Annotated in this window: 18 protein-coding genes; 12 read left to right on the top strand and 6 right to left on the bottom strand. The window is 56.3% G+C overall.

Annotation, left to right across the window (positions count from 1 at the left end):
- Positions 1–143: 143 nt before the first annotated feature.
- Complete coding sequence (gene secA, locus KQI26_RS12350; protein ID WP_216504648.1) at positions 144–2,882, bottom strand: preprotein translocase subunit SecA; 2,739 nt, start codon at positions 2,880–2,882, stop codon at positions 144–146.
- A 55-nt stretch (positions 2,883–2,937) separates the two neighbouring features.
- Positions 2,938–3,819 carry a fumarylacetoacetate hydrolase family protein gene (locus KQI26_RS12345; RefSeq protein ID WP_216504647.1) on the bottom strand — a complete coding sequence of 294 codons (882 nt, stop codon included), beginning with the start codon at positions 3,817–3,819 and terminating at the stop codon, positions 2,938–2,940.
- Positions 3,820–4,122: 303 nt separating this feature from the next.
- Here KQI26_RS12345 and prfB point away from each other — a divergent pair, with 303 nt between their 5' ends.
- From prfB to KQI26_RS12315, 6 genes are all read left to right on the top strand, one after another.
- A complete protein-coding gene (gene prfB / locus KQI26_RS12340; protein WP_216504646.1) occupies positions 4,123–5,241 on the top strand; it encodes a peptide chain release factor 2 in 1,119 nt (372 codons plus the stop codon).
- Between the two features lie 104 nt (positions 5,242–5,345).
- Positions 5,346–6,113, top strand: a complete 768-nt coding sequence (locus tag KQI26_RS12335; RefSeq protein WP_216504645.1) for a TIGR00282 family metallophosphoesterase — start codon at positions 5,346–5,348, stop codon at positions 6,111–6,113.
- 57 nt (positions 6,114–6,170) lie between these two features.
- Complete coding sequence (gene pgeF, locus KQI26_RS12330) at positions 6,171–6,986, top strand: peptidoglycan editing factor PgeF (protein WP_216504644.1); 816 nt, start codon at positions 6,171–6,173, stop codon at positions 6,984–6,986.
- Between the two features lie 5 nt (positions 6,987–6,991).
- Positions 6,992–8,536: an ABC transporter substrate-binding protein gene (locus tag KQI26_RS12325; protein WP_216504643.1), complete on the top strand. Its 1,545-nt coding sequence runs from the start codon at positions 6,992–6,994 to the stop codon at positions 8,534–8,536.
- A 159-nt stretch (positions 8,537–8,695) separates the two neighbouring features.
- The gene (locus tag KQI26_RS12320; protein WP_118428469.1) at positions 8,696–9,043 is read left to right on the top strand and encodes an Asp23/Gls24 family envelope stress response protein; all 348 of its coding nucleotides are present in this window, start codon (positions 8,696–8,698) and stop codon (positions 9,041–9,043) included.
- Positions 9,044–9,059: 16 nt separating this feature from the next.
- Positions 9,060–10,706, top strand: coding sequence for a DAK2 domain-containing protein (locus tag KQI26_RS12315; RefSeq protein ID WP_371744148.1), 1,647 nt, complete (start codon positions 9,060–9,062; stop codon positions 10,704–10,706).
- 89 nt (positions 10,707–10,795) lie between these two features.
- Here the strand turns inward: KQI26_RS12315 and KQI26_RS12310 are convergent, their stop codons facing one another.
- On the bottom strand, positions 10,796–11,359 hold the full coding sequence (locus tag KQI26_RS12310; protein WP_118428466.1) for a phosphoribosyltransferase family protein: 564 nt from the start codon (positions 11,357–11,359) through the stop codon (positions 10,796–10,798).
- 258 nt (positions 11,360–11,617) lie between these two features.
- On the opposite strand from KQI26_RS12310, the gene KQI26_RS12305 reads away from it, so the two are divergent.
- The gene (locus KQI26_RS12305; protein WP_253292831.1) at positions 11,618–13,060 is read left to right on the top strand and encodes an NCS2 family permease; all 1,443 of its coding nucleotides are present in this window, start codon (positions 11,618–11,620) and stop codon (positions 13,058–13,060) included.
- 48 nt (positions 13,061–13,108) lie between these two features.
- Here the strand turns inward: KQI26_RS12305 and KQI26_RS12300 are convergent, their stop codons facing one another.
- Together KQI26_RS12300 and KQI26_RS12295 are read right to left on the bottom strand one after the other, a co-directional pair.
- Positions 13,109–14,005 (bottom strand): polysaccharide deacetylase family protein, encoded by an 897-nt coding sequence (locus KQI26_RS12300; protein WP_216504641.1) that lies wholly within the window; start codon positions 14,003–14,005, stop codon positions 13,109–13,111.
- 87 nt (positions 14,006–14,092) lie between these two features.
- Positions 14,093–14,809 carry a 1-acyl-sn-glycerol-3-phosphate acyltransferase gene (locus KQI26_RS12295; RefSeq protein ID WP_216504640.1) on the bottom strand — a complete coding sequence of 239 codons (717 nt, stop codon included), beginning with the start codon at positions 14,807–14,809 and terminating at the stop codon, positions 14,093–14,095.
- A gap of 134 nt (positions 14,810–14,943) precedes the next feature.
- Between KQI26_RS12295 and KQI26_RS12290 the strand changes: the two genes are divergently transcribed.
- Genes KQI26_RS12290 through KQI26_RS12280 form a run of 3 tightly spaced genes read left to right on the top strand, consistent with a single transcriptional unit; the run spans position 14,944 to position 16,647 of the window.
- Positions 14,944–16,080 carry a M20 family metallopeptidase gene (locus tag KQI26_RS12290; protein WP_216504639.1) on the top strand — a complete coding sequence of 379 codons (1,137 nt, stop codon included), beginning with the start codon at positions 14,944–14,946 and terminating at the stop codon, positions 16,078–16,080.
- 54 nt (positions 16,081–16,134) lie between these two features.
- A complete protein-coding gene (locus tag KQI26_RS12285; protein WP_216504638.1) occupies positions 16,135–16,305 on the top strand; it encodes an NAD(P)-binding domain-containing protein in 171 nt (56 codons plus the stop codon).
- Between the two features lie 3 nt (positions 16,306–16,308).
- Positions 16,309–16,647: a hypothetical protein gene (locus tag KQI26_RS12280; RefSeq protein ID WP_216504637.1), complete on the top strand. Its 339-nt coding sequence runs from the start codon at positions 16,309–16,311 to the stop codon at positions 16,645–16,647.
- A gap of 46 nt (positions 16,648–16,693) precedes the next feature.
- Here the strand turns inward: KQI26_RS12280 and pdaA are convergent, their stop codons facing one another.
- Positions 16,694–17,527 carry a delta-lactam-biosynthetic de-N-acetylase gene (gene pdaA / locus KQI26_RS12275; RefSeq protein ID WP_216504636.1) on the bottom strand — a complete coding sequence of 278 codons (834 nt, stop codon included), beginning with the start codon at positions 17,525–17,527 and terminating at the stop codon, positions 16,694–16,696.
- A 121-nt stretch (positions 17,528–17,648) separates the two neighbouring features.
- Here pdaA and KQI26_RS12270 point away from each other — a divergent pair, with 121 nt between their 5' ends.
- Together KQI26_RS12270 and rpsJ are read left to right on the top strand one after the other, a co-directional pair.
- On the top strand, positions 17,649–18,980 hold the full coding sequence (locus KQI26_RS12270) for a phosphodiester glycosidase family protein (protein ID WP_216504635.1): 1,332 nt from the start codon (positions 17,649–17,651) through the stop codon (positions 18,978–18,980).
- Between the two features lie 447 nt (positions 18,981–19,427).
- Positions 19,428–19,739 (top strand): 30S ribosomal protein S10, encoded by a 312-nt coding sequence (rpsJ, locus tag KQI26_RS12265; protein ID WP_118428460.1) that lies wholly within the window; start codon positions 19,428–19,430, stop codon positions 19,737–19,739.
- Positions 19,740–19,791 lie beyond the last annotated feature (52 nt).

Raw genomic sequence — 19,791 nt, 5'->3', positions numbered from 1 at the left:
CCGCAGGATCAAGGCAAAGCTAAAGGGCTTGCCGCCTGCAATTCACAGACAGCAAGCCCTTTCGGCTGCTTGAACAATTTTTACTTCAAAATATTGTCTAACTTTTTGGGGTCACTTCAGAAGGCAGTCCTTTTTTGCGCTTTTTATTCATTTTTACCGCAGCATTTTTTGTACTTCAGACCGCTGCCGCAGGGGCAGGGATCGTTGCGGCCGGGCTTCTTGTTTTTGTGCACCGGCTGACGGGTCAGAGTGCCGTCGCCGGAGGTGGCGGTGGGCTTCATCAGCTGTTCCCGCTGGGGCGCGGACTGACCGATGATCCGGGCAATGAAGATCATCCGGGCGGTATCGTCCTTGATCTCATTGATCATCTCATCGAACATATCAAAGCCCTGGCGCTTGTATTCCACAATGGGATCGTGCTGGGCATAGGCCTGCAGGCCAATACCCCGGCGCAGCTCGTGCATGGCGTCGATGTGATCCATCCAGTGGGTGTCCACCACTTTCAGCAGAACCACCCGCTCCAGTTCCCGCATCACATCGCTGCCCAGGTCGGCTTCCTTCTTTTCGTAGAAGGCGTGGGCCTTTTCCTCCAGCTGCTCCTGGATGTCCTGGGGAGACAGTTTATCCAGCTCTTCCCGGGTGTACTGCAGCTCGCCGGGAGCCAGGAAGATCTTCTCCCACCGCTTCACCAGCTCTTCGGCCTGCCAGGTATCCAGATATTTGTGTTCTCCGGCCACCCGGGCCACTGAGCGGGCAATGGAGTCGTCGATCATGGACAGGATATTGCCTTTCAGATCTTCGCCGTCCAGCACCTTGCGCCGCTGGTCGTAGATGATCTCTCTCTGACGGTTCATCACATCATCGTATTCCAGGGTGTATTTCCGGGACTGGAAGTTCCGGCCTTCCACCTTGCTCTGGGCCGATTCAATGGCATTGGACAGGAATTTCTGATCGATGGGGGTATCTTCGTCCAGGCCCAATTTATCCAGCATGCCGGTGAGCCGGTCGGAGCCGAAGAGACGCATCAGATCGTCTTCCAGAGAGATATAGAACCGGCTTTCGCCCGGGTCGCCCTGACGGCCGGCACGGCCGCGCAGCTGGTTGTCGATACGCCGGGATTCGTGGCGCTCGGTGCCCAGAATGCACAGACCTCCCGCCTGACGGACGATTTCGGCATCTTTCCGGGTGGCTTCCTTGTGCTTTTCCAGAGCCTGGGCGTATTGGGCCCGGGCCTGAAGCACCTCTTCGTCCTGGGTGTCGGCATAGCCAGTGGCTTCGCTGATGACCTCTTCGGGGATCTGGGCTTTCACCAGATCTTCCCGGGCCATGGCTTCCGGGTTGCCGCCCAGCATGATGTCGGTACCACGACCGGCCATATTGGTGGCGATGGTGACAGCATAGGGCTTGCCGGCCTGGGCTACGATGGCCGCTTCTTTTTCATGGTATTTGGCATTGAGCACCTGGTGTTTGATGCCCTCTTTTTTCAAAAGACGGCTCAGCTCTTCGGATTTTTCGATAGAAATGGTACCCACCAGCACAGGCTGGCCTTTTTCATGGCACTCCACGATTTTCCGGATGACGGCGCGGAACTTGCCCTGCTCGGTTTTATAGACGGCGTCGGGCAGGTCTTTCCGGGCCAGAGGACGGTTGGTGGGGATCTCGATGACATCCAGCTTGTAGATCTCCCGGAATTCGTCCTCTTCGGTGAGGGCGGTGCCCGTCATGCCGGAGAGCTTTTCGTACAGGCGGAAGAAATTCTGGAAGGTGATGGTGGCCAGAGTCTTGCTTTCCCGCAGCACCGTCACCCCTTCTTTGGCTTCGATGGCCTGATGCAGGCCCTCATTATACCGGCGGCCGAACATGAGACGGCCGGTGAACTCGTCCACGATGACGATCTGACCATCTCGCACCACATAGTCCACATCCTGATGCATACAGCCGTGGGCCTTGATGGCCTGGTTGATGTGGTGCATCAGAGTGGTGTTTTCCGGGTCGGTGAGGTTTTGCACATTGAAGTATTTTTCTGCCTTGGTCACGCCACGGGGGGTGATGGTGGCGGTTTTGCCCTTTTCGTCGATGATATAGTCGGCCTGGATATCATCCTGGCTCTCCTTGGCGTCCACCTCGATGACCTTCAGAGGGGTAAGGGTGCGGACAAAGGCGTCGGCCTGCTTGTACAGGTCGGTGCTTTTGTCACCCTGGCCGGAGATGATCAGCGGCGTACGGGCTTCGTCGATGAGGATGGAGTCCACCTCGTCCACGATGGCGAAAGCATGGTCTCGCTGGACCATGTCCCGCTTGTAGATGGCCATGTTGTCCCGCAGATAGTCAAAGCCCAGCTCGTTGTTGGTGCCGTATGTGATATCGCAGGCATAGGCCTCCCGCCGCTCCTGGCTGCTCATGTCGTGGAGGATGGTGCCGCAGGTCAGGCCCATGAACCGGTAGACTTTGCCCATCCAGTCGCTGTCGCGCTTGGCCAGGTAATCGTTGACGGTGACGATGTGCACGCCCCGTCCGGTGAGGGCGTTGAGGTAAGCGGGCATGGTGGCCACCAGGGTTTTGCCTTCACCGGTTTTCATTTCGGCGATGCGCCCCTGATGGAGCACGATGCCGCCGATGATCTGCACCCGGTAGGGTTTCATCTCCAGCACGCGCCAGGCAGCTTCCCGGCAGGCGGCGAAGGCTTCGGGCAGAAGATCGTCCAGGCTTTCGCCCTTCTGATACCGGTCTTTGAACTGCTGGGTTTTGCTTTTCAGCTCCTGATCGCTGAGGGCGGCGTATTCCTGCTCCAGTGCTTCCACCGCCTGGACTTTGGGTTGGATCTTTTTCAGCTCTCGGGTGCTGGAGTCGCCAAAGAGCTTTTTGAGAAATGCATTTGCCATTGGGTTTCACCTACAAACTTCTCTGATAATATGATTTTCGGCCCCGGGCCGGGAATTATTCCACTGTGCTGCACAGGCTGCCGATGGGCGGGATGCGGCATTCCACTTTGTCCCCTTTTTTCAGAAAACGGGGAGGATCAAAGCCCAGTCCCACGCCGCCGGGGGTGCCGGTGGCGATGATATCTCCCGGCTCCAGCGTCATGCCCTGGGACAGATCGGCGATGATCTGGGGCAGGGAAGTGAGCAGAAAACGGGTGTTGGAGCTTTGGCGCACCTCACCGTTGACCAGAGAGCAAACATCCACTTCCACCGGGAAGGGCAGGGCGCTTTTGTGGAGGATGCAGGGGCCCATGGCGGTGTAGCCGTCCAGGCTCTTGCCCCGCAGCCACTGGCTGTGCTGCTTCTGGATGGTGCGGGAGGACAGGTCGTTGAACACCGAGTAGCCGAAGATGTAGTCCTCCGCCTGCTCCGGGGAAATGTCCCGGCCTTCTTTGCCGATGATGACCGCCAGCTCCACTTCATAATCCAGCTGGCTGTCCAGATCCAGCCGGGCGGGAATGGGTTCCCCATCGCCTAAAATAAAATGGGCTCGCTTGCCGAAATAGACGGCGTGATGTACGGCGCCCTCTGTGGGAAGATCGGTTTTGGTTTCCTCCCGGTGGTCCCGGTAGTTGACGCCCACGCACAGGATATCGTGCAGTGGCCGGTCAATGGGGGCCAGGACATTCACCTGGGAAAGGGGAATGCCATCGCCCTGGGAGGCTTTTGCCAGCAACGGCAGCTCTTCTTCTTTCAAAGAGACGATCAGCTGCTGCATGGTGCGCATTTCCCGGCAGAGCAGGGAAGAGAGGGGATGCACCGAGGTTTCATTTTGGGAGAGAAGCCCTAAAACAGGCTGCGCTCCAGGAACTTTTTCCACATAGCGAAGAAATTTCATAAGCCGTCCTTTCCGGCCGAAGGCTTCCGCCAGCGCCTGGTATGAACATAAGAGCATACGGGAATATTCTAACACAGTATACCACATTTTGAAAAGAAAGATATAAACAAGATATAAAATTATTGGCAGAGGAGGGGTGCATGGGTTCTTTTTTCTGCACCGGGCCCATCCCGCCGTATTTGGATGCAAAAAATACAGATGCGGCCTGGCACGGCATGAAAAATCTGTAAATACGACCAAAACCATATAGACAGAAACCAGGGGAATCATATATAATGGTAGATACTTATGGGAGGTATCGGAATGATACAGTTAGAAGAACTGCGTACCAATTTGACCAATATAAAGCCTGAGCTGATGGAGCTGCGGGGGGCGCTGGATCTGGAGAACGGCGCCAAGGAAGCTGCCGAGCTGGAACAGAAGACCTCGGCCCCCGGCTTCTGGGATGAGCCGGAGCAGTCCCAGAAGGTGCTGCAGCGGATCAAGCAGCTCAAGGACAAAGCCGCCCGCTATGAAAAGCTGGAGGGCCTGTATAACGACACCCTGGAGCTGATCGACATGGCTCTGGAGGAGGGCGAGGAAAGCCTGTACCAGGAAGTGCAGCAGGATTACGACAAATTCCAGGCCATGCTGGAGGAAGAAAAGCTCTCTACCCTGCTCAAAGGGGAATATGATAAAAACAACGCCATCATGTCCTTCCACGCCGGGGCCGGCGGCACCGAGGCCCAGGACTGGACCGGCATGCTGTACCGGATGTATACCCACTGGGCCGAGCGCCGGGGCTTCCGCTATAAGATCCTGGACTATATCGGCGGCGAAGAAGCGGGCATCAAAAGTGCGGATATCCTCATCGAAGGGGAAAATGCCTTTGGTTATCTGAAAAGCGAAATGGGCGTTCACCGTCTGGTGCGGGTTTCGCCCTTTGATGCGTCGGGCCGGCGGCACACCTCTTTTGCAGCAGTGGAAGTGATGCCCGAAATGACCGATGATGTGGACATCGACATCCGCCCCGAGGATCTGAAGGTGGACACCTACCGTTCCGGCGGCGCCGGCGGTCAGCATGTGAACAAGACCGAATCGGCCATCCGCATCACCCACATCCCCACCGGCATCATCGTGGCCTGCCAGAATGAACGCAGCCAGCACCAGAACCGGGAAGTGGCCATGCGGATGCTCAAGTCCAAACTGATGGAGATCAAAGAGCGGGAGCACCTGGACAAAATCGAGGATATCAAGGGCGAGCAGAAAAAGATCGAATGGGGCAGCCAGATCCGCTCCTATGTGTTCATGCCCTACACCCTGGTGAAAGATCACCGCACCGGCTGTGAAAACGGCAACATCCAGGCGGTGATGGATGGGGATCTGGACAGCTTCATCAATGCCTATCTGAAGGCTTCGGCCACAGGAAACTGGGCGAAATAAGGAAAACAAACAGGGGCGGGCCACAGGGTCCGCTGGGGAGAGCCGTCCTGCTGGGGCGGCTCCCTGCTTTTTCAGCAAATTTTCTGAATGCAAAGGAGAACAGTATGCGTATTGCGGCCATCGGTGATGTGTGCGGCCAGCCGGGGCTTTTGACTCTGGAAAAAAACCTGCGTCTTCTGCGGCGGCAGGAAGGAGTGCATTTCATCGTCGTCAACGGGGAAAATGCCTCTATGCGGGGTATCACCCCCAAGCAGGCCCGGTGGATCTTTGACGCCGGAGCCGATGTGATCACTCTGGGAAATCACGCCTATGCCCAGCGCTCCATCTGCGATTATCTGGATGACGGAGACCCCATCATCCGGCCCCACAACCTGGCGCCTCAGCTGGCGGGAACTGGCTTTTGCCATGTGGATCACAATGGAGTGGACATTTGTGTCATCAACCTGCTGGGGCGGCTCAATATGGATTTCCGCACCTCCGATCCCTTTGAGACGGCGGACCGGCTGCTGAAACAGGAGAAGGCCGACATTTTTCTGGTGGATTTCCATGCCGAGGCCACCAGCGAGAAAAAGGCTCTGGGCTATTTCCTGGACGGCCGGGTGTCAGCGGTGTGGGGGACCCATACCCATGTGCAGACCGCCGATGAGCGGATCTTGCCCCAGGGCACCGGTTTTCTCACCGATGCGGGGATGACCGGGGCCCAGGAGTCGGTGATCGGCGTCAAATATCAGCAGTCGGTGTCCTATTTCCGGGGAGAACTGGGGCCCCGTTTTGAATCCAGTGATCTGGACTGCGCTTTGCTGGGAGCGATTTTTGACATTGACGAAAAAACCGGCCGCTGCCAGAAAGTGCAGCGGGTGAACATCCGGTAAAGAGAAAAGCGGCAACCATGGAAAAGGCGGGAAAACCGCCGGAAAGGAGGGACCTTTTTGTCCCAATTTATCGCGGAAGATCTGGGGGATATGGCGGTGCGGTGGGCCGCACCCATTCTGGAAAGCCCCGGCGTGCAGCATTTGTATACCACCCGCCAAGGCGGCGTCAGCCGGGGGGAGTTTGAAAGCCTGAATTTCCGTCACACCGGCGACAGCCCGGAGAACATCCGGGAAAACTGCGTGCGGGCTGCGGCGCTTCTGGGGTGTGATTATGAGGATATCGTCCGCACTCGCCAGGAGCACACCGATCTCATTGATGTGGTGCGCCAGTGGGCGCCTGGGATGCGCATCGGCTTTGATAACAAGCAGTCCAGCGACGGCCTTGTCACCAATGTGCCCGGGGTCTGCCTCATGGGTTTTTACGCTGACTGTCAGCTGCTGATGTTCTATGACAAGCAAAACCATGCCATCGGCTGTGTCCATTCCGGCTGGCGGGGCACCGCCCAGGCCATCGGCGAAAAGACCATCGCCCTGATGAAAAAGGAGTATGGAACGAACCCGGAGGATCTGGTGTGCGCCATCGGTCCTTCCATCTGCCAGGATTGTTTTGAGACCGACCGGGATGTATACGATCTGCTCATGGCCCGCTTTGGGAAAGAGGCAGAGCGGTTCTGCCAGGTGCGGGGAGACAAATTCCACTGGGATACCAAAGGGCTGAATTTCTGGCGGCTCACTCAGGCGGGTGTGCCTCCGGAGCAGGTGGCCGTCAGTGAGGAATGCACCTGCTGCGGTGAGGAAAAACTGTGGTGGTCCCACCGGCGCCAGGGGACCCACAGAGGCGTTCACGCCGGACTGATTGCACTGGAACGGTGAAGCCTATGAGACGATCTTTTTTGGCGCTGCTGCTGATTTTGTCTTTGGTGTGCGGCGGCTGCCATACCACCGAAGCGGGAGGAGAGACAGAGGAAAACCAGGATGCTGTGGGCCTTCCCCAGCAGCAGCCGGAGGAGGAAACGGAGACCACCGTGCCCGGCCAGAAAACCGCCATTGCTTTGGCTTATAATCCTTCCGATTCTCTCAACCCCTTCCAGGTGACCACGGAATACAACTATTACTTGCTGCCGCTGATTTACGAAGGCCTGTTTGCCATTGGCCCGGATTTTCAACTGGAAAATGTTCTTTGCGAGAGCTATGAGGTGGATGGTGACCAGTGGACCTTTTATATCAAGCAAGGGGTTCTGTTCCACGACGGCACCGAGATGCAGGCCCGGGATGTGGTCTATTCCATCAACCAGGCCCGGGAGAGCACCCTGTTTGCCTCCCGGTGCGCAAACATCACTTCCTGCACTTACAGCGGAAGGTATACGGTGCGCATCCGGCTGGGCACCCCGGATTCCCAGCTGCCCCGGCTGCTGACCATACCGGTGGTGCCCCGGAATGACGGGGATGAGGAAAATCCTCTGGGCACCGGGCGGTTTATGGTTCAGTCCCAGGATGGCACCGTCACTTTGCTGCGCAATGACAGCTGGCACGGAGGCGCGGTGGGCGTGGAGAGCATCCGTCTGTCCGCTCTGTACCAAGACAGCGAATTGTCTTATGTGATAGGTGCAGGTGTCATTGACGGGGTTTGTTTTGAAAAGCCCTTTGCCACCGACACGGCCATCCGGGGCAATTTTGATGTGACCACTTTTTCTACCAGCGATTTCCACCACCTGGGTATTAACAAAAACAGCGGGCCCCTTTCCGATCCCCTGGTGCGCCAGGCCATCTCGGCGGCGTTGGATCGGGATCTTTTGGTGCAGAAGGCCTTTTCCGGCTATGGAGACGGCGCATCCCTCCCGGTGTCCCCTGAGCTGGAGCAGTTTGAGGCCGAGAAGAAGGACCCGGATGCCCTTTTGAAGCAGGCCGGCTATGCCGACACCGATGGAGACGGCATTTATAACGACCCGGAGGGCAATAATCTTACTTTGGAACTATTGGTGCCGGAAGGCAGTGAGATGAAGATCCAGGCGGCGGAGATCGTCTGCCAGTCCTTGGTGGGAAGCGGTATCCAGGTCACTGTGCGCACCCTGCCCCAGGAAGACTTTCAGCAGGCCCTGAACCGGGACGATTTTGACCTTTATTACGGGGAGACCATTCTGAACGACCAGTTTGACATCAGTCAGATGGTACAGCGGGGCGGAAGCCTGTGTTACGGCGGGGCTAGTGAAACGCTGACCCAGGCCATCACCGCCTGGAAAAGTGCCCTTCCCGGTGAGGAAGAACAGGCCCAGCAGGCCCTTTATGACGCTTTCCAGGAAGAAATGCCCTTTGTGCCCATGGCTTTTGGCCGGGGCTGCGTGGTCACCGGCCAAGGTGTGATGCACCAGGTGGTAGGGGCCAACCGAAATCCTTATTACAATCTCCACCAATGGGCAGGATGAGAACTTACCCAGGGGAAAAAGCAAAATATTCGTGCATTTTCCATGGGGATATGATACAATAGCCCAAGAATCAGATCCGGAGGCCGAAAGGCCCCGGAGTTTCCATAGAGATCCATGGGTGACATGGCTGTGTTTCTACCTGAATAAGGGGGTACTAATGTGAAATTGACAACGGAATATGGAAATGTGACGCTTTCGGCGGAAGTAGTGGCCTCCATCGCGGGCATCGCGGCCACCAACTGCTTTGGCGTCAAGGGCATGACCCATACTTCGGTAAAGGACGGCATCGTCTATCTGCTCAAGCGGGAGGCCATGACCAAGGGCGTCAAGGTGGCCGAGCGGGATGGGAAGATCGACTTGCAGCTCCACATCGCCGTGGATCACGGCATCAACATCGCCACAGTGTGCCAGTCCATCATCAGCGAAGTGCGCTATAATGTGGAGCGCCTGGCGGGAGTGCCTGTGGGGCAAATCGAGATCTGCGTGGATTCCATCCGGGTGGATTGACAGGAGGCGTAGGAATTTGGTTAAGATTATCGACGGTGAGAATTTTAAGAATATGATGCTGGCGGCGGCCGCCGCCATTGAAGAGAAGAAGCAGGAGATCAATGAACTGAATGTGTTCCCGGTGCCCGACGGCGATACCGGTACCAATATGTCCATGACCCTCAACGCCGCTGCGGCCGAACTGATGAAGTTCGAAAAGCCCACTCTGGGCAAAGCGGTGGATCTGACTTCTTCCGCTCTTCTTCGAGGCGCCCGGGGCAACTCCGGCGTCATTACATCCCTGCTGTTCCGGGGATTTGGCAAGCGGCTGAAAGAGCTGGGCGGTGCTAACGCTCAGGAATTTGCCGAGGCTCTGCAGGAAGGGGTCAACACCGCTTACAAAGCGGTGATGAAGCCCACCGAAGGCACCATTCTGACGGTTTCCCGCCTGGCGGCCGAAGGCGCGCTGAAGGAAGCGGCCAGCAATGGGGAAGTGGATGAAGTGCTTTCGGCCGCCATCACTGCGGCCAGGGAAGCGCTGGAAAACACAGTGGAACAGAACCCGGTGCTGAAAAAGGCCGGCGTGGTGGATGCCGGCGGCTATGGCTGGGTGCTCATTCTGGAAAATATGCACGCCAGCCTGACCGGAGTCAAGCCCAAGAGCAAGTTCTCTTTCCTGGCTCCCAAGCAGCCCAAAGTGGAGATGGCCGCTGCGGATTTCTCCCAGTTTGACGAAGGGGAGATCAATTTCGCCTATTGCACCGAATTCATCGCTGCCCGGGAGGACCAGAAAAAGAGCGTGGATAAATTCCGCCGCTTCCTGGAGACCATCGGCGATTGCGTAGTGGTTGTGGAGGACGATGAGATCGTCAAGGTCCATGTGCACACCGATACCCCGGATAAGGCTCTGGCCGAAGGACTGAAGTTCGGCCAGCTGCTGACGGTGAAGATTGAGAACATGGTTCAGCAGCTCCACCGGAAGAATGAGGCTCCCGCCGAAGTGAAGCGGCAGGTGGCCGCCCCGGAGAGAAAGTACGGTTTTGTGGGCGTCGCAGCGGGCGAAGGGATTTCCTCGGTGCTCAAAGACCTGGGCATTGACAACCTGGTGGAAGGCGGCCAGACCATGAACCCCTCCACAGAGGATATTCTCAACGCCATCGATCAGACTCCGGCGGAGATCGTCTTTGTGTTGCCCAACAACAAGAATATTATCATGGCGGCCGAGCAGGCTTCCGAGCTGTCGGAAAAGCTGGTGTATGTGCTGCCCACCAAGATGGTGACCCAGGGCATCACCGCCATGCTGGCCTTTGATCCAGACGCCGAGCCGGAGCAGAACCGGGCTTCCATGATGGAGGCCGCCAGCAAGGTCTCCACTGGTCAGATCACCTATGCCGCCCGGGACAGCGAGTTTGATGGCAAGAACATCAAACAGGGCGACTTTATGTCCCTGGTGGAAGGCAAGCTTCTGAGCAACAGCCCCCGGTTTGAAGATGTGGCCCGGCGCCTAGCCCGGGATCTGTGCAGCCGGAAGAGCGGCTTCATCACCATTTTCTACGGTGAGGGTGCCGATGAGCAGCAGGCCGAACAGGTGAAAGAGATGTTCGCCAAGGAAGCCAAGAACGCAGAGATCACCGTGATCGAAGGCGGTCAGCCGGTGTATTCCTACATCATTTCAGTGGAATAAGATACCGGAGAGTTTTAAAATAAGATAAAAAAACCGGCTCCTTTTCACGGGAAAAGGAGCCGGTTTTTTGTGTTTTGATTGGTTTGCCCTTATTCTTCTGTTTTCACCGTGCCGTCGGGATTGAAAAGGGGGAGTTTTTCCAGATAGATGATGTCCTCCCGCTTCTGGGCGTCGCCCTCAGCCAGAATGGCCATACGGCCGCAGACAATGCCGCCGGCCTGGGTGACAAGGCTTTCGGTGGCAGCCAGGGACTGACCGGTGGAAATCACATCATCCACCAGCAAAATACGCTTGCCCCGCATCATTTCCGCATCGGCTGTGTCCAGGTACAGGCTTTGTTTGCCCCGGGTGGTGATGGAGTGAACGCTCACTTCAAAAATACCGGTCATATAGAGTTTGGGCTTTTTCCGGGCTACAAAATAGTGGCGGTCACCATTTTGACGGGCCATTTCGTGGGCCAAAGGAATGCCTTTGGCCTCGGCTGTGATGATGTAATCGTATTCCGGAGCCCGCTCCAGCAAGGCTTTGGCACAGGCTACCGTCAGGGGTGCGTCGCCAAAAATGACAAAGGCCCCGATGGACAGGTTTTCATTCACCGGACAGATGGGGAGCTGACGCTCCAGGCCGGCGATGGTCATGGTGTGATAATGCATGGCGATGACGCCCCTTTTCACTGAGTTTGTGTGGGAGAGATACGAACTCCCAAAATATTATACTGTTTTCAGGAGAAAAGCTCAAGAGGATGAAAAAATTTTGGGGAAAAAAGAGAAGAAAGCAAATAAAATGTGAATTTTTTATGAAAAATTCCAGCTTGCTTTTTTTCTTAGTCTCTTGTAGACTAAAATCGGTGAGCCATCCCCCTCTGTCCGGATGGGCTGGCTTTCCAAATATTTTTTGGAGGTATTTTGCCAATGAGCCAAATGGAAAAGCTCTTCAAGCTGAAAGAGAATGGCACTACCGTCCGGACCGAGATCGTGGCAGGCCTGTCCACCTTTATGACCATGGCCTATATCGTGGCCCTCAACCCCAACCTGCTTACGGGGTTTGGCGCAAACGGCGGCCAGACACTGTGGAATGCGGTGTTTATGGCCACAGTGCTGTCGGCGGGTATCGGTACGCTGGTGATGGCTTTTGCGGCCAACAAGCCTTTTGCCATGGCCCCCGGCATGGGTCTCAACAGCTTCTTTGCTCTGGTGGTGGGCAACATTGCCGCTATGACCGGAATGGAGTATACCGGCGCTTACAATGCCGCCCTGTGCATCATTCTGGTGGAAGGCATTTTGTTCCTGGTGCTGTCCTTCCTACGGGTGCGGGAAAAGATCGTGGAGGCCATTCCTCTGGGTGTGCGTATGGGCATTGCCCCGGGCATCGGCCTGATGCTGATGAACATCGGTTTCGGTTCCAATGCCGGTGTGCGCACTGAGGACGGCGGTCCCTTCTATATGCTGGGCACCTTCTTCACAAACCTCACTTCTTCCATTACCCGGGACACCATGGGTAAGGAAGGCTATGCCACCATGGTGCTCTATGTAGTCACCACACTGGTGGGCCTGTTTGCCATCGTGGCTATGAACCACAAGGGCATCAAGGGCTCTGTGCTCTATGGTATGCTGGTGGCCGCTGTGGTTTACTGGGTGGGCGGCTTCATCTTCCTGGATGGCTTTGCTCCCTTTGCTTCTCTGAAGGATGCTTCCTTTGTGCCTCCCTTCGCTGATATGATGAATACCACCTTTATGAAGTTTGACTTCGCCGACTTCTTCCAGATCGGCTGGGGCACTGCTGTGATGCTCATCATCACTTTCTGCATGATCGATATGTTTGATACCATCGGCACCTTGGTTGGCACAGCCAGCCGTGCGGGTATGCTGGACAAGGATGGCAAAATGCCCCAGATGAAGCAGGCCCTGGTGGCCGATGCGGTGGGCACTCTGGTCGGTTCCATCACCGGCACATCCACCGTCACCACCTTTGTGGAATCGGCTTCCGGCGTGGAGGCCGGCGGCCGTACCGGTCTGACCAGCCTGACCACTGGTGTGCTCTTCCTGCTTTGTATGTTCATTGCCCCCATCGCCGCGCTGATTCCGGCGCCGGCCACTTCGGCCGCCCTGATTTATGTGGGTGTGCTGATGATCGGCGGACTGAAAAACATCGACTGGAACGATATCAGCCAAGTGGTGCCTGTGGCGCTGATGCTCATCTTTATGCCTGTTACCGGCTCCATCGGCCACGGTATCGGCATCGCTCTCATCGCCTATACCGCCATCAAGCTGTGCTGCGGCAAGGCCAAGGAGGTCACGGTGCTGACCTATGTGCTGGCCATCCTCTTCCTGCTCAAGTTCTTCTTGGTGGTCTAAGTCCTGACAACCTAAAAACCGGCGGAATCCATCCGCCGGTTTTTTGTTTCAGACCCCTTCTGTGGCTTCCAGCTGCATCCGGGCGAAAAAGTCCTGGGAGGACAGACCGTGGGGACGGTTGAAGCGCCCCAGGAGAAACAGGGAAGAGGGGTCCCTGGTAATGCGGGACACCCGGCTTTCACAGCTGAGGGTGATCTGATACCCCAGGCTTTTTAAAATTTCTTCGCTTTGGGCGGTGTAAAAACCAAAGGGATAGGCGTACAGCGTGGGTTCTTTTCCTGTGGCGTCGGTAATGGCCTCATGGATCTTTTGGGTGTCTGCGGTAAAGACCTGGGCGTAGTGCTCGTTGGTTTCGCCGGGGAGCTTTTTGGCCCCGGAACGGCTTTCCTGTCCGGCGGCGTCGTGCATATTGTAGCTGTGGCTGCCGATGGATACATAGGGGGATTGGGAAAGGGTTTTCACCTGGTCCCAATCCAAATGGGAATAGTTCAGGTGGCGGACGGCATCGGGCTGGGAATACAGGTCGGAATAGCGGCCGATGACGCTGACCACGGCAGGCATCTGGTATTTTTGCAGCAAGGGATAGGCATTGGCAAAAAAGCTCTCGTAGCCATCGTCAAAGGTGAGCAGGATGGGGTTCTGGGGAAGTTCGCCTTCTCCGGCGGCGTAAGCGATGAGCTGATCGGGGGAGACCGGGGTGTAGCCTGCTTTTTGCAGCCATTGAAGGTCGCTTTCCAGTTCCTGACGGGAGATCACATAATCCCCCAAAAGACTGCTGTCTTCTTCCAGCACATGGTGGTACATCGCCACCGGCACATCCACGCCTTCCTGGTTACCAGTGGGGAGAAAGGGAGACTCCGGCTCGGGCCAGGCCCGAGCGAACAGAAAGCAAAGAAGGGAGAGTAGGGCTGCATAGCCCCAGGACTTTTGCCAAAACTTCTTCAAAAAAAGACCTCCTTTTGAAGCGATCCATGGGAAATGGATATGCGCAAAAGAAGGCCTTTATGTGTTTTGGATCAGGAGAATGGAAACTTACATTTTCGCCTTTTCTTCCACGATAAGCTGACGGATATGAGTATCCAGATCTTTCAGAGCTTCCCGATCCAGCTGGGCGGTGTGCACCGGAGGCAGGAATTTGATGCGCACTGTGGCCGGATGAATCCAGAAACCATGAGCTTCCATCACCTTGTAAGAGCCGCTGATGCACAGGGGCACAATGGGCACTTTGGCTTTGGAGGCCGCCCGGAAAGCGCCGGTTTTGAAAGGGCCCACCTGCTCGCCGCGGCTGCGGGTGCCTTCGGGGAAGATGAGCATGCTGTACCCCTCTTCCAGAAGAGCGGTGGCTTTGCCCAACGATTCCACCGCCTTGCGGGGATTGCTCCGGTCCACAAAGACGCAGTGGAGCAATTTCATCCAGCTGCGGATAAAAGGCACCTTTTCCAGCTCTTTTTTTGCCAGAACGCCGCAGGGCTTGGGCAGATAACCCAGCATCAGGGGAATGTCGAAATTGCCCTGGTGGTTGCCCACATAGACCACGGCCCCCTGGGGAATGTTCTCCAGACCGGTGATCTCCACCTTGACGCCGGCCGCTTTCAGAAGCCGCCGAGCCCATTTCCGCACAGCATCTTCCATAATGGCGTCGCTTTCTTTGATGCGTCCTTGAGCGGTGAGCTTTTTGCACCGGTAGAACTTGGGCAGCACAGCCACCAGATAGGCCCAGAAATAAATAAACCAAAGGATTGTTCGCATAAAATACCCCCACAGGTTGTTTTTGTCGCTTCGCACATTGTATTGTAACCCATTCCGCCGCCCCTGTCAAAAGCCTTGCCTTTTTGGGGCAGGGGGTCTACAATGAAACAAAAAGCAAAAGGGCGGTATTTTTTATGGACGAGCAGGGAAAGCGTATCAAAGAATATGTGGAAGCCCATGGGCAGGAGATCATCGGGGATCTGGTGGAGCTGACCAAAGCCCAGTCTCCCACCACCTGCAAGGAGCTGGCCGATGCCTGCGGCCAGAAGATCCGGGAGCTGGTGAAAGAGCGGGTGGGCATCGATGGGACGATCTACCCCCAGGAAAAGCGGGGCGACCATATGAGCTTCACTCTGGGTGAGCAGAAGGAACAGATTCTAATGCTGGCCCATTTTGATACCGTGTGGGACAAAGACGCTCTGCCTCTCAGGCAGGAGGGGGATGTGCTCTATGGCCCGGGAGCTTATGATATGAAGGCCGGACTGGTGTCGGCCATCTGGGCTATGAAGATCTGCAAGGAGCTGGAGCTGCCTTTGCAGAAACGGCTTTGCCTGCTGTGCAATTCCGATGAAGAGGTAGGCAGCGGCACTTCCCAGGCCCTTATTGAGGAAAAGGCCAGGGAGAGTGCGGCAGCTTTGTGTCTGGAGCCCAGCCAAGGCCAGACAGGCAATCTGAAAACCGCTCGGAAGGGAACCGGCAAATATGTGGTCACCGTTCATGGCCGGGCGGCCCATGCGGGCAATGAGCCGGAAAAGGGCGTCAGCGCTCTGGAAGAGGCGGCCCGGATCATTCTGTTCCTCCACAGCCTTACCGATCTGGAGAAGGGAACCACCGTCAATGTGGGCGTGACCCACGGCGGTACCCGGGCCAACATCGTGGCGGCCCAGGCGGAGATGGAGATCGATGTGCGCACCTGGACCATGGAAGAGGCTCAGCGCATCGACGGCATCATCAAGGGGCTGAAGCCCAGCCGGGAGGGGATCACCCTGAAAGTGGAAGGGGATATCGGCCGTCCGGCGCTGGAGTTTACTCCCCGGAATCAGCAGCTGTTTGCGCTGGCCCAAAAAACCGCAGAAGAAATGGGCCTTTCTGTGGAAGGGGCCTTTGTGGGCGGCGGCAGCGATGGCAACTTCACCTCGGCCCTGGGTATTCCTACCCTGGACGGTCTGGGAGCTGTGGGCCAGGGTGCCCATGCTCAGCATGAGCAGGTGCAGCTCAGTGCCTGGCTGGAGCGGGTGGCTTTGCTGACCCAGCTGGTGACCCGAATATAATAAATATACATATTATATAATAATTATATAATAAGGAAGAGACGGAGAAGAACCATGGACAATCAAACAGTGGGGATCATCGGCGCTGGTCATGTGGGCGGCCATGTGGCCATGAGCCTGGTGATCCAGGGAATCTGCCGCCGGGTGATGCTCATCGATACCGATGAAAAGAAAGCCCGAGCCCAGGCCGATGATCTGATGGATGGCCTTTGCCATCTGCCCTAGCCGGTGGAGATCAAGGCGGGGAGCTATGAAGATCTGAAAGCCGCCAAAGAGACGGTGGAGACCGGCTGGCAGATCGTGCCGGGCAAAGGTTCCACCGAGTTTGGTGTGGCCGCTTGCGGCGCCGCCATCACCCGGGCCATCCTGCGGGATGAAAAGCGGGCGATGCCCTGCTCGGCCCTTCTCACCGGTCAGTATGGCCAGGAGGGTGTCTTTGCCAGTACTCTGTGCGTCATAGGCCGGGACGGAGCAGAAGAGGTGTGGCAGCTTCCTTTGAATCAGGAAGAGGAAGAAGTCCTGGTTCGCTCCTGTGAGATCATCCGCCGCTTTGTGAAAGAACATTAAATGGAAAGAGAGCCTTGGGAGTGATTCCTAAGGCTCTTGCTTTTGTTCAGGCGCTCAGTTCATCCAGGGTGCCAAAGGTGTAGCCCATATCCTCCCATTTGGTAAGCAGTTCATCCAGAATATCTGCGTTGGTCTGGGAGGTGCTGTGGAGCAGCACAATGGCGCCGGGATGGATGCGGGGCAGCAATTTATCATAAGCCTCCTGCGGGGAGGGCTGCTTGTCGGTGTACCAGTCTACATAGGCCAGGCTCCAGAATATCGTTTGATATCCCAGTGTCCGGGCCTGCTCCAGGTTGCTTTCGCTGAACTTCCCCTGGGGCGGACGGTAGTATTTCTTCATCTCTTCTTTGGTGATCTCCTTGTATTTTTCCTCCACAGCGGTAAGTTCCTTACGGAAACTGTCCAGATCGGCAATTTGGGACATATCCGGGTGATGATAGGTGTGATTGCCCACGATATGCCCTTCTTTGGCCATCCGCTGCACCAGCTCCGGAGCGGTTTCCAGGTAATTGCCTACCACAAAGAAAGTGGCTTTGGCATTGTGCTTTTTCAGCGCATCCAGGATGGGGGCGGTGCAGCCGTTTTCAAAGCCACAGTCAAAAGTGAGGTAAATGGTCTTTTGCTGGGTATTTCCCAGGTAACGGGCGTTGTAGCCCGCTAGATATTCGCTGGTGGCATTGCCCACCGGCGCTTCCCCCTTTTTTTGGAAACTCAGGCCCCAGTTGGTGTTGGAGGCCGAAGCCGTCACCGCCGGAGGGGAGGAAGAAAAGAAAGAGAGCACCAGGGCAAAGGCCAGGGCGGCAGGGAGCAGAAGCAGCGCTGGCCGGCGAAGGATTTTTTTCAGCAAAACACATCCCACCTGTCTGTCAAGATGGAACATCTCTATGAAAAAATCCGTCTATGTATGCGGGAAAGTATCTTTCTTACAAAATATTCACACAAAAACGGATGGGCTATGGTATGATGGGAAAAATCTGTCGAAAAAGAAAGGAGGGGAAGGGATGAAGCTATGGGGCGGCAAAAATCGCCGGAAACCTTCTCCCAAAAAGACCGAAAGCGAAAAAGAACCCTTTGAGATCGATTGGGAGCAGGTGTGGAAGAGGGAAGAGCTGGAGCGGAAAGCGCGGTTGACCGGCCGGCCGGTACCTCAGGACCAAAAGCCGGGGAAAAAGACCAAGAAGAAGAGGCGGTTTTGGAAAAGGAGTCTTGTGGCGCTGACTTTCCTGGCCGGGCTTTACTGTGTGGCGGTCTTTTCGCCCATCCCCTTCATCGCCAAATGGCGGGCCATTTACATCGAAACGGCCATGGGCACCATGACCCATCAGTGGCTGGCCACCGCCTTCATTCCCTCCTTTGTCATCGATGATGTGATGGGGAAGCGGGAACAAGTGGAGCAGGGACAGCAGGGGCTGGAAAGCCAGTGGAAGGAAAAGGGCTTCGGCGAGAGCCAGGCCACTCCCTGGGACAAACTGCGAAAGGACTTTTTCCAGCAGTATCCTCAGATCGAAGAAGCTTCCTTTGAGGAATATATGAAGGAACACGGGGAAGAGGCCATTGACGAAGAGGGCTATCTTCTCATCGATAAAGCGGGGCTGGAGGACGAGGACACCGGTATCCGCACCAAAAAGGGAGATCAGGTGCTGGCGGTGGATACCCGCAACGGTATCATCATCTGTAAGGTCACCGGGGAAGGCTATGTGGGACGGCTGGCTCTGGTGCGGGACCCCTCCCAGGTGGGAGTAGCCCTGGCCCCCAGCTATGGCAGCGTGGGGTCTCTGGCCGCGGACATTGCCGAAAAGCGGGATGCAGTGCTTCTGACCAATGCCAGCGGCTTTTATGACCCGGACGGCCACGGCAATGGAGGAACGGCTCACGGCCTTGTGATCTCCGGGGGCAAGAAGAAAAACGACGCTGTGGGCGGCACTTATAAGACCATTGGCATTGACAAAGAAAACCGGCTGCACATCGGCGCTTCAGAGAGTACCTACCGGGACGCAGTGGAGTTCAAGCCGGCGCTTATCGTCAACGGAGAGCAGGTGGTGGAGGGCAGCGCCGGTTGGGGCGTGCAGCCCCGCACCGCTATCGGCCAGACCGAAGAGGGAACCATGCTGCTTTTGGTGGTGGATGGCCGGGCGCCGGGGTATTCCATTGGCTGCACCGTGGGAGACTGCGCCGAGATCCTGGGGCGCTATGGGGCGGTGCAGGCCTGCAACCTGGATGGCGGCTCCTCCAGCATTATGGTCTACCGGGGGAGGGAGATCTCCCGGCCCTCGGCGGCCAACAAGACCCAGGGCCGCCATATTCCCAACGGCATCGCCGTCTATGGAGACTGAAAACCGGCCTTTTTCCCGGGCATTGCCCGGGAAAAGGGCAATGTGCCAGAAATTTTGAAAAAATTTTTGTACAATCTATTGACACAAAGCTGAAAATGATGTATTCTAATTAAGCGCCTGGAAGAGAATACTGTCCTGGCGTGAACATATATAATGCGATGAAGCTGGAGATTGCCGCCTTTGGCGGGTAACTTTGGTGGAGTATGTCCGACAATCGGGCGGCTGGGAAACAAACAGCACGCGAGTATCCGCGGATGGGAACTGCCTGCATCGTGCAGGAAAGCCCTTTCGGGAAACCAACGGGTGCATAAAATGCCGGAAGATTGCGTCTATGCAGCCGGCTTCTTTCATGCCCAAAGCGAGATACACACGGAAGCGTTGCAGGATTTCCCGCCGAACGCGGTCAACAAAATTTGATTACGTTCGCAAGTCAAGGAGGAACACACAGTGGCAAACACAGAGAAAATCAGAATTCGCTTGAAGGCCTACGATCATCAGGTGATCGATCAGGCGGCGGAGAAGATCGTTGAGACAGCCAAGCGCACCGGCGTGGAAGTCTCCGGCCCCATTCCCCTGCCTACCGAGAAAGAGATCGTGACCATCCTGCGGGCCGTCCATAAATATAAGGACAGCCGTGAGCAGTTCGAGCGCCGCACCCACAAGCGCCTTATCGATATCCTGAAGCCCTCGCAGAAGACCATGGAGGCTCTGACCAACCTGGATCTGCCCGCCGGCGTCGAGATAGAAATCAAGCTCTAAACCAAAAAGAGCGAGGAAGAAAACGCGCAGTACCCGAAATGCCCGCTTTCCG

Origin of the sequence: Intestinimonas sp. MSJ-38 (genome assembly GCF_018917925.1) — a bacterium.
Lineage (GTDB): Bacteria > Bacillota > Clostridia > Oscillospirales > Butyricicoccaceae > Pseudobutyricicoccus.
Note: the sequence above shows the minus strand (reverse complement) of the source record. Positions and strands in the feature narration are given on the sequence as shown.

What these genes read in the sequence shown, in the direction of transcription:
- KQI26_RS12335 (WP_216504645.1), top strand. Translation starts at nt 5,346, where the DNA reads ATGCGTATTGCGGCCATCGGTGATGTGTGCGGCCAGCCGGGGCTTTTG.
- KQI26_RS12285 (WP_216504638.1), top strand. Translation starts at nt 16,135, where the DNA reads ATGGACAATCAAACAGTGGGGATCATCGGCGCTGGTCATGTGGGCGGC.
- KQI26_RS12325 (WP_216504643.1), top strand. Translation starts at nt 6,992, where the DNA reads ATGAGACGATCTTTTTTGGCGCTGCTGCTGATTTTGTCTTTGGTGTGC.
- KQI26_RS12270 (WP_216504635.1), top strand. Translation starts at nt 17,649, where the DNA reads ATGAAGCTATGGGGCGGCAAAAATCGCCGGAAACCTTCTCCCAAAAAG.
- prfB (WP_216504646.1), top strand. Translation starts at nt 4,123, where the DNA reads ATGATACAGTTAGAAGAACTGCGTACCAATTTGACCAATATAAAGCCT.
- secA (WP_216504648.1), bottom strand. Translation starts at nt 2,882, where the DNA reads ATGGCAAATGCATTTCTCAAAAAGCTCTTTGGCGACTCCAGCACCCGA.
- KQI26_RS12310 (WP_118428466.1), bottom strand. Translation starts at nt 11,359, where the DNA reads ATGCATTATCACACCATGACCATCGCCGGCCTGGAGCGTCAGCTCCCC.
- KQI26_RS12290 (WP_216504639.1), top strand. Translation starts at nt 14,944, where the DNA reads ATGGACGAGCAGGGAAAGCGTATCAAAGAATATGTGGAAGCCCATGGG.
- KQI26_RS12295 (WP_216504640.1), bottom strand. Translation starts at nt 14,809, where the DNA reads ATGCGAACAATCCTTTGGTTTATTTATTTCTGGGCCTATCTGGTGGCT.
- KQI26_RS12305 (WP_253292831.1), top strand. Translation starts at nt 11,618, where the DNA reads ATGAGCCAAATGGAAAAGCTCTTCAAGCTGAAAGAGAATGGCACTACC.
- KQI26_RS12345 (WP_216504647.1), bottom strand. Translation starts at nt 3,819, where the DNA reads ATGAAATTTCTTCGCTATGTGGAAAAAGTTCCTGGAGCGCAGCCTGTT.
- pdaA (WP_216504636.1), bottom strand. Translation starts at nt 17,527, where the DNA reads ATGTTCCATCTTGACAGACAGGTGGGATGTGTTTTGCTGAAAAAAATC.